8 protein-coding genes are annotated in these 9,570 nt (G+C 37.7%); 1 reads left to right on the forward strand and 7 read right to left on the reverse strand.

Annotation, left to right across the window (positions count from 1 at the left end; all coding sequences use genetic code 11):
- Positions 1 to 4 precede the first annotated feature (4 nt).
- Positions 5 to 127: a hypothetical protein gene (locus tag Phpb_RS27200; protein ID WP_258152180.1), complete on the reverse strand. Its 123-nt coding sequence runs from the start codon at positions 125 to 127 to the stop codon at positions 5 to 7.
- Positions 128 to 370: 243 nt separating this feature from the next.
- On the opposite strand from Phpb_RS27200, the gene Phpb_RS25680 reads away from it, so the two are divergent.
- Positions 371 to 619 carry a hypothetical protein gene (locus tag Phpb_RS25680; RefSeq protein ID WP_131817490.1) on the forward strand — a complete coding sequence of 83 codons (249 nt, stop codon included), beginning with the start codon at positions 371 to 373 and terminating at the stop codon, positions 617 to 619.
- Between the two features lie 174 nt (positions 620 to 793).
- Here the strand turns inward: Phpb_RS25680 and Phpb_RS02735 are convergent, their stop codons facing one another.
- From Phpb_RS02735 to Phpb_RS02760, 6 genes are all read right to left on the reverse strand, one after another.
- Positions 794 to 1,579, reverse strand: a complete 786-nt coding sequence (locus tag Phpb_RS02735; protein WP_075489386.1) for a cupin-like domain-containing protein — start codon at positions 1,577 to 1,579, stop codon at positions 794 to 796.
- A 156-nt stretch (positions 1,580 to 1,735) separates the two neighbouring features.
- The gene (locus tag Phpb_RS02740; RefSeq protein ID WP_065389065.1) at positions 1,736 to 4,144 is read right to left on the reverse strand and encodes an acylase; all 2,409 of its coding nucleotides are present in this window, start codon (positions 4,142 to 4,144) and stop codon (positions 1,736 to 1,738) included.
- 2 nt (positions 4,145 to 4,146) lie between these two features.
- On the reverse strand, positions 4,147 to 5,127 hold the full coding sequence (locus tag Phpb_RS02745) for a TauD/TfdA family dioxygenase (protein ID WP_240492388.1): 981 nt from the start codon (positions 5,125 to 5,127) through the stop codon (positions 4,147 to 4,149).
- A gap of 60 nt (positions 5,128 to 5,187) precedes the next feature.
- On the reverse strand, positions 5,188 to 5,931 hold the full coding sequence (locus Phpb_RS02750; RefSeq protein ID WP_065389067.1) for an aspartyl/asparaginyl beta-hydroxylase domain-containing protein: 744 nt from the start codon (positions 5,929 to 5,931) through the stop codon (positions 5,188 to 5,190).
- Between the two features lie 81 nt (positions 5,932 to 6,012).
- Positions 6,013 to 7,686 carry a cyclic peptide export ABC transporter gene (locus Phpb_RS02755; protein ID WP_065389068.1) on the reverse strand — a complete coding sequence of 558 codons (1,674 nt, stop codon included), beginning with the start codon at positions 7,684 to 7,686 and terminating at the stop codon, positions 6,013 to 6,015.
- Between the two features lie 40 nt (positions 7,687 to 7,726).
- The gene (locus Phpb_RS02760; protein ID WP_065389069.1) at positions 7,727 to 9,565 is read right to left on the reverse strand and encodes a thioesterase domain-containing protein; all 1,839 of its coding nucleotides are present in this window, start codon (positions 9,563 to 9,565) and stop codon (positions 7,727 to 7,729) included.
- Between the last annotated feature and the right edge of the window lie 5 nt (positions 9,566 to 9,570).

Below are 9,570 nucleotides of genomic sequence, written 5' to 3' on the forward strand. Positions count from 1 at the left end.
AAAATTAAAATTCAGGTGCTGTCTTACCCCCGATTGCTTCATAATCTACTTCAACAACAGCTGTTTCAATATCCATATCAGAAGCAATTTCTTCAAGAATTTCTATGTTTGTTACTTGAGTGATCATAGATACATCCTCCATTGTTATTTATGTGTAATGCAACACTGGAATTTTCATTACACATAAGTATTGTAGGTTTTTTTTAGCTGTCAAGTCATTATTGTATTAAAATGTTAATATTCAAAATACAAATGATCATGGTTATCGTTACATGAAACTATTACTCGTAATCACCGATAATACACTGAACCTTAAGTATTAAACCTCTCAAAAATACCCTCCAACATATTGTCTTTATTGGATTTTATTTTGGCAACTTCAACGCGTTTCCAAACCGATTCCACTCAATCAATTCAATTTTTAACTAAGAACTTCGTTGAAATTACACCTGAAATTTTTCATACCATTCCATATGGCGTTTCATTAAACGTCGGCACTCCCGTTATTGGTGCAACAGGACAACCAACCGCGTTTCTTCTCAATTCCGCTAAATGGCCAGTAAGTGGAATAAAGATAAGCAGAAATAATAAATCATCGTTACATACATCAATTCATTGATAATACTGAGTTTTCCACACCATATCATGGTCGTAGACACAATATTAGAACGTTCACGACCATGTACTGGCAAGAGGGATTTATTAACCGTGTTGGGTGGACTTATTGTTTAAATAAGAAGAAACCGCCACTGAATTTTTTCATTCGAGAGTGACGGTTTAAACAGAATTCCGGTTAACCTAATTCAGGAATCAACATCCGAATAAAATTGGCTTGTTCCGGTGATATATCATCGTCGTTATTTATGGAATGCTTAACAAGCTCTAGGTTCGTGTCATTAATAAAATTTTCAGTGATTGAAATTCCTGCCGCCAAATTTTTAACTTGATGATAGTGTGTACAAGGCGTGAAAATAATATCACCAGGATTCTGTATACAATGAACACCCCGAGCCTGAATAAAATCGGGATATAAAGCTAGATCAGGGTTAAAAGCATCAACTTTGCCATAACCTATTTTCGCTATTTCTTCCGGCCCATAAAATACCCACTCTTTCCGACCACTAATAACCGCATTCCAGGCATGAGTAGAAGCAATGTCCAAATGCAAACGAGAACCACTGTTTTTAGGCCCCATATAAATCCAGCGAAGTAAGAGTAATGCTGCTTCATTATGCAAAATATCGTCCGCAATACGCTGACGAATTAAGCAGGAAAAATAGTCAGGAACCTCATAATCACTCACCAACTCTTTAAAATAGAGCGAAAATTGCCACGCAGAAGCATAATAAGGATCAAATTCGTCCCCCTCTTTTATATAATCAATATAGTCACCAAGAGACATATATTTATTACCTTTATTATTTGATGATCGGAACACTTTTATCAGGTGATGACCAAACTTTTGCTGAAAATAGTCCCATGTCCACTTCGTTCTTGCTACCCACTGTTCAGCACCTCCTCGAATAATAAAAGGGATTCTATCCAGCATACAAGCAAACACATCTTCTGTGGATGGCATGGTGAATTCTACGCATTTCTGATAACCAGAATTAGAAAAATCTATCATATTTATATAGTTCCAAAGAATAAATAGTATTTTCTATAACTGGCTGAAGCAAGCAGCCAGTTAAATCCTCTAAAAATATTCCAACCAACGTTCAATTTATCACTATATCTAATGTTTGATAATGAATTCTGAAATAGTTGATCGTTTAATCTCTTCTGGCCGATAAGGCAACGGCGATAATTGTTTATAATGAGAATAAAACCCGCTCTGATCTGCAAAATACGGCGAATCAATATCAGAAGATTGCGAATAAGTGAGTAACCCTCGCGCATTAGGTCCTTGTTGATCAAATGCGACCAACATTATCCAACTAGAACCAAAACGAATATGATATCCCTGATCAGTTAACTTCGATTCCAATGCTTCACCACTTACCACATCATTACGCACAGCATAATGATGTTTGGGAAATAGAGTTTCATCCCAATCCCATGTAGCGATCATATTAAAGCCACCTTCTTCTTCAAATAATCCCGGCCAACTCATACGATTACTTGCCGGTTTACCATCAGGTGCAGTACTTTCAATAAATTGAAACTTACTCACCGGAATATCTAAAGCCAACCCCGCACTATTCACATTAGCAACCGCCCGTGCTAACAAGGTAATAAGCTCTTCACTTTGTTTTAATTGACGTGGTGTTGTTGCCGGGTGGGCTATGTCAAACGGTACGACAAAGTGTTTTTGCTGATCAATTAAAAATGCCAATTCACGAAATATAATAGCACCACGGCTACCCGCGTTAAATTCACCGTTCCATTGTGATAGCAATTGACATGCCTGAGTAATATCCACCTTTATTCCATTCTCCAATTTAATTAATCGGCTCGGTGTTTTATCACATAGGGTAATCACATCTTTTAATATCAGCTCAGCTAAATATGAACGCTCAGATAGTAACGCCCGTTCTAACTCTATTAAAGAAAATCGCTTATTATCACCCGCCGCATCCTCTATTAGTTGCAACCCCATACGAGTTCTGAACGACAATGGCTTTCGTTCGTTACCAAGAAGTGGAGAAAAACCTTCGAGCAAATGCTCCAGGTTCGTTGCCCAGTGAGAATCATTGGAATTTTGTACATAGGATGTTTCCACAAGTTGCGGGATCTGATCATAACCCAAAGCTTCGGTAAAAATCATTGATGATGAGTTACCCGGTAAAATAGTCACACCATATTTCTCGCGTGCTGTCGCCAGAGTTTCGTCGTTATTCAGCAGTTGGATAGCTTCAAGAGATAATGCCGGCACAGCTCTATCGCCAATAAAAATACCAACGCCTTCTTTACCGGTCAACAAAGTGTTATTAAAAGCCAAACCATTAAAGTCTTTATAAGATTGTTTTGCATCAGCAAGACTATTCGCTCGATTCAACGCCAACCAATGATCAATCATATCAAGGTTGTAAAGATTGACATCTTTTACAACATAAAATTCAGACTCGGACCAGGCAAAGTCTTCATTTTCAATAATAGGCCCAATATCAGTATAAAAATAATTTTTGGTGACAATTTCAATACCACTGTCGGTTTTGACTTCAATATGAATTGGCTTCGACATTACCGGCTTAATAACACCATCAATCACATAATTCAGCGGATTGTTAGCAGCAGTTTGCATTTTGTAAACAACGACATGTTCAGCCGGTGAATAAGTATGAGTCCAGGCAATATTATGGTTAAATCCAATATTAACTATGCCGGGTAAACCAATTAAAGCCGCGCCCATGACATCAATCTTTCCATTCATCACATGATGCACTTGCCAAAAACGCAGGTCGCCTTCATAAGGAAAATGGGGGTTCGCCAATAGCATGCCATTAGCCCCTTCAACTTTATCACGGCCTAACGCCCAACCATTCGAACCAATCGAATAATCATTATGCCTTGATGTATATGAAGCCAACTGTTTTTGATCATCATTATTGGGATCAGCCGCATAATAATCAGCAAGAAATTGAGCCGAACCAGGAAATGCCGCGATAGAAAACACATATGCCAATACATCCTCACGTTGAATAGGGACTACCCATTCTTGATCTCGGCAGGCTTTTGGCAAGGTATAACGCCCTGCCCTCACATGAGATAGGTAAGTATTATAACCCGCGACAAATCCATCAATAATTATCTTTGAATCGGCACTTAATTGAGGCCACTTTTCACGTGCTTGCTCCACCAAAGCTAAGGTTTTATAGCCGAAATCCTGAATTAAATTAAGTGAATCGCCCTGCTTCTTTCTATCAGCACCAAAGAAACGCGCACGCTCTCCCCTAATACGCACATAATTATCCGCTATAATACATATATTATCTTGTGCCTGAGCATACGCGTTACCAAAACTCAGACTTCCCAAGTCCTGTGCATAAATATGAGGTACACCATAATGTGTACGAACAATTTTCGCTTCAAACGCTGTCGTAGTCTTTGATGAGTAACTTTTAAATCCACCACAACTTATTATCAACAGAATAGTTGACAGTAATGTGATTGATTTAAATGATATTGCTTTAAATGATGTCATTTTTATTTCGCCCTTAAAGTGCCGGTATAAAAGCAATCTCTGGCTTTGAATTTTGATTCCAATATTAATGCTCTGAGTAACCAACGATCATAACCATCGTATCGAGGTTCATACTCGCTGCGTGCATGAGCGACTTTACGGTTATCAAACAGCAACATTTCTCCGGGAGATAATACAAAGGTCTCTCTATTTTCATTAATACATTGATTCAACTTTTCCAACGCGGCTTCTGCCTTTGGTGTTAAACAACGCATATAAGCGGGATCAAATATCATTTCTGGCTCTTCATGTTGACTTAATATGGCAACACAACGACGGCCAGCAATATTCGACACAAAGGTTGGATCGACATCGATCTCAAAGTTTGGTTTTTGCAATTCAGCAATAGTTTCAGCATCCAAATGAATATTTTTTGTTTGAAATAAGTAGGTTTCAGCATTTTTATCGCCGCGCAGACAATATAAAGCAACCCAATCCGCTTTTGCATCATGGAAACCATCTTCAACATGCCATTCCAAAAACTCCTTGTTTGTCCCTAACTGCGCATTCTTATATTGTTCCATTGGAAAGACATCATCGATAAAATTAAAGTTCTTTTTATTAACAAACGAATAAATATATCCAATTCGAGATAAAATCGTTGATATCAAAGTACGAACACCCGCCACCTCAGAACTATTTGTTTGTTCATAAGATAAAGGCGTTAAGCCAAGATCATCAGGGATAGGCAATCCCTTGATCAGCAAATAATTTTCATTTTCTAACGCACGAAAGTCAAATAGCTTTTTCTGTAAACGCACAGGCAAATTAAACGATTGATAAAAACATTGCCAGTAAAATTCTTCGAAATTATCAATGTCATATTTTAGAGTAGACTCTAAAAATTCCTGCTTTAAATATGTCTGTTCTGTTGAGTCAAGCTCAAAAATGAAGCCATCAAACTCCTGAATATCAGACACCATGCACTGCCTCTTTATATTCATAAAGGCTATCCTTTTAAACTGTGTTGCCAATACCCAACAACACATATCTAGGAAAATAAACTAACCAAAAAGTTTACGGATACCGGTAATGATCAACACCAGCGCTTCTCGTTCTGCAAATGATAAATTGGGATGCCAGATATCCATTAATAGACAAATTCTATGTTTATCTGAACGGTTATAAGCTTCATGCTGATAAGAATAATCAAAAAGTAAACATTCTCCTTCTTTCCAGCATCTGGCTTCATTGGCAACGATGATCTCACAATTGCTGGCAGGAATATCGACCGCAAAATGTAAATTAAGGGTGAAATTCCATAAATCACAATGCGGTTTAATCACCGTACCCGGTTGCAACACCGAAAAGTGAACTTCTAATAGCGGGCAATGCCAATCCCGTAACTCATTATTAAAAATATGCCATGTGTCAGGTAGAATATTGGCAACCGCGTTATTAGGTTGACCATTTTTAAATAGATATAATGCTTTCCAATCTTTTTGAGTTCCCAAATAGTGCTCATAATCGGTTATATGTTGGGACTCGCCACTGATGACCGCGTTAATTTCCTGTTTTATTTTACCCGCACTATTCATCAATGAGGTGACTAACGGCTGCAATTGCGGAAAAGAATTCGTATCTAACCACGGCGTGGTAGAAAGCCCAGGCATAACATACTTGGCATCTGCTTGTAATGGCGCTCTTTGTTGTAATAAAGGATAAAACATATCCTCTACTCTTTTTAAGCAACCACTCCCATATTTTTCTCTAATGCCAGCCAATTGATCTTCAAATAGTTCCAACATTATAACCTCCTGATATCTATTCTCTATTATGATTACATCTTCCTATTATAATGACATTTACTACTATAACGACATCTACAACTATAACGACATAGTAGAAATAGCAGGCTCTAAAGCAGCATTTTCTACTTTATCGGGGTGTACGTTGATTTCAATATTATCCACCAAACCATTATCCATAGTGATAACTCTATCCGCGATATGAAAATATTTATCGTCATGGCTAATAACGATGACCGTTTTTCCATTGCGCTTCATTTCGGGAAGTAATTCATGATAGAAAAATCTTCTATAATTAGGGTCCTGATCGGCAGCCCATTCATCAAACAAATAAATAGGCGCATCTTCCATATAAGAGATAACCAGAGCCAAGCGTTTACGTTGACCATGAGAAAGCTTAGTTGTGGACAATCTGCCCTCTTTCACCGTAACTTTTGCCGCTAAATCCAATTTTTTCAGATATTGACGAGTTAATTCATCATCGGCAAGTTCACCTTTTCGATTAATCACCGTATCAAACAGATAAAAATCCGAATGAATAACACTGTACATATTCAGATAATTCTCTCGGTTATCTTTATCAATTACCTTATCATCTATGAAAATATCACCATCAGATTTATTCAATAGGCCAATCAACAATTTGGCAAAGGTTGATTTGCCACTGCCATTACCGCCTTTTATAATGATAATTTCGCCACGCTGAATATCCAGATTAATCGGCCCAACAGAAAAACAATTCCCTTCACCGGCATATTTAAAGCTGATGGAACGCAGGGAAATTCGAGACCACTCTTTAAATTCTTCTGTGTTGGTTAAGGTTGGTTCCATTGATAAGTTTTCAGAGAATTTTAAGCGATCAATCTTACGTAGAGATATAAGCGCTTTTACTATGGTTTCCTGTGAGGATAGAATAAAATCAACAGGACCCAGTAAAAAGGTCATAATAAAGATAAAGGTAAGAATATCATTGCCTGCCCCTATCCCCCACATAACGTGAGAAAATAAAATAGACCCAAGCACCATAAATAATAATATTTGCCCCCAGTTTTCATTTAATTTCCAGAAAATTTCTGATTTAAGATCAGAATCATTAATCTTTTCTAATGATGGTAAAACACCTCGATTAAAAAACGAATGTTTGCGCTTTTCATTATTATTAAGCTCTTTAACACCATCCACCAAACTTTTAAATTGTTCATGAAGGCTATCATAATCATCACGATATACCTCATCATAAGCTTCGGCTTTACTAATAAAATAACGTGATACCAAAAGCCCTAACGGGAGAGTGACCAACGTGACCATAAACAGCTCAATCGATTTGAATGCCAGAAAACCGAAACATGCAATCACTGTAATCACATGATAAATAAACTGTGGCATGGTGGAAATAGCCCTGGAAATATCACTCACATCAGAAGTTAAACTAGCTTGAACTTTATGCCCGCCAATCCGATCCAAAATGGCATAAGGGGTATTCAAGATACGTTTCACTAAGGTACTACGAACTTCAAAAATAATTTTGACGCTTAACTTTGTCATTAAGTAATTAGCAAAAGAACTCACAATAAATAAACAAGCGAGTCCGATGAAGAACTTAACTGTCCATGATACTAAATCAGCACTAATCTGCTCCAATGCATCATCGGTAATCAAGGAAATTAACCAAATACTAAAGAAAGCACTAAAAGCACCAACGATACTATTAAAAATAATTTTTAACCGATTGGCTTTAACCAAATCAGAGATCATCGAGATTAACTCCTAAATAAAATTCTATTATTGCCAGACTTTAACAACCTTTACTTTGCCACAAAGTGATATTCCATCCCCCCATAAAACCTCGGCTAATTGTTTCTGACGTTAACCAAAGACAGTGTTGATAAATAGCATCATCACCATTAATTTGCAAAATCAACACTCTATAGCCTTTGTCATAAACATCTGTTTTCAACCGCCGTAGAAGTTGCTTAAGCTGATCATTTAAAAAACCATCAAAATTATAAATAACCACATGGTTTTCATTAAATTGATAATTATTTACATCAGTTTGTATTATCTCAATGTGATTTTTTTTATTTATAACGTTAACATTTTGCTGCGCAATTAATGCCAACGATTCAATCATTTCTACTCCGGTAATCTTGCTAAAATTGTAATCAGACGCACAGATAATCGTCCGACCTTTACCACATCCCAAATCGACAAATTCAAAATCACTGTACTCGATCGGCAGAGACATTAATGCTTTATGAATCACACTGTAATGAGCAGGCATATAACGAGTACAAACGGGAGAATTGGCATGCCATTTATCGTCAAAAGCAATGCCATCAGTTTGAACATCTAAATATTGATCTTGGCTATCTTGTTGATCAATCCAGTGAAAAATTTCATCAAGTTTCGTGATGCCAAAAACAATCCATGATAAGTGATACAACTCTTCTCCTCGTTGTACCCGAATTTTATTATCTAATATCGCCTTAGCGACAGCGGCGGATGGTTCTTCACTGGTTGCGCACGCTATCAATGCATCCACACTGATTTCAATTTCACTATCAAAATCATATTGTTCATACATTGCATCATCAGCGTTAAAATCAATATGTACACAACCATCCGCTATCTCAATAAACCAATATCCGGCCGGTGATATCCTCACTCGGTGACAATGATTGATATTATTTATAGGCCGATAAATATCGGCCCGATATTGCACAATGTCGAGCAACTCCTGATAGGTTAAGTTCGATTTTTTGAATGAAGGCTCTGGCAGGTAGCGTTGTCGCAATATAGCCTCAGCCAGACCTTCAACAGCACCCGGTTTTAATACTGAATAATGATCGCCGCTTACCATGCCACAAGTAATCGTTTGTGCGACATAATCTTGTAACGATGCAATAATTTTCTCTTTCTCTGCCCGTAGTTGTATGGAAGTTTCGCAATAAATGAATGTCATCTTGCCCTTTAATCTGGCTGATGGAACATAATTGCAAGTCATCATCGAGTAGCTTTTATAAACTTCAATAAAGCTTTCCAGCGCTTCACCTTCAATGCCTTGAGCTAACTCAGCACTGACTTCATCGATCTCCTCGCGGGTATAAGGCTGTTGCTCATAGGCGGTAAGAAAACTATCAAGTGCTATCAAATCAACCGTTTTTCCTTCGTTTTCTAACGCTAAAGCGACCTCGAAAGCAATACATGCCCCCACACAATCACCCACCAGTCGATAATGCTGTTGTGGATAAGCTTGCAAAAGTAATGCCGCATAGCGTTCAGCCAATGTTTTGACTGTCACTGTTTTCCCTCCCAAGAATAGGGAAGTCGCGTCAAATACTTTGAGGCAGAAATCGTTTTTTATTTCTCGGGCTAAATCAATAAAAGATGATACCGGCGCACCTGCGCCGGGGACCAAAAATAATGGCGTTTGGTCAGCACCCAATGACACCAATTTAATGGCTTCATCCGGCGCTAAAAAAGCAATAATGTCAGCTTTATTAGCAACCACCAGGTTTTTTAGTTCAGGGGTAAAAACACAACCTGACATGACCTTAAAACCCAATTTACCGTGCTCAACAAATAACCGCACGCCCGCAGCCGAAGTTTGCCGAATAATATCAACGACTCGCATTATTC

The sequence above is a fragment of the Photorhabdus namnaonensis genome (genome assembly GCF_001684335.1).
In the GTDB taxonomy this organism is placed as follows: domain Bacteria; phylum Pseudomonadota; class Gammaproteobacteria; order Enterobacterales; family Enterobacteriaceae; genus Photorhabdus; species Photorhabdus namnaonensis.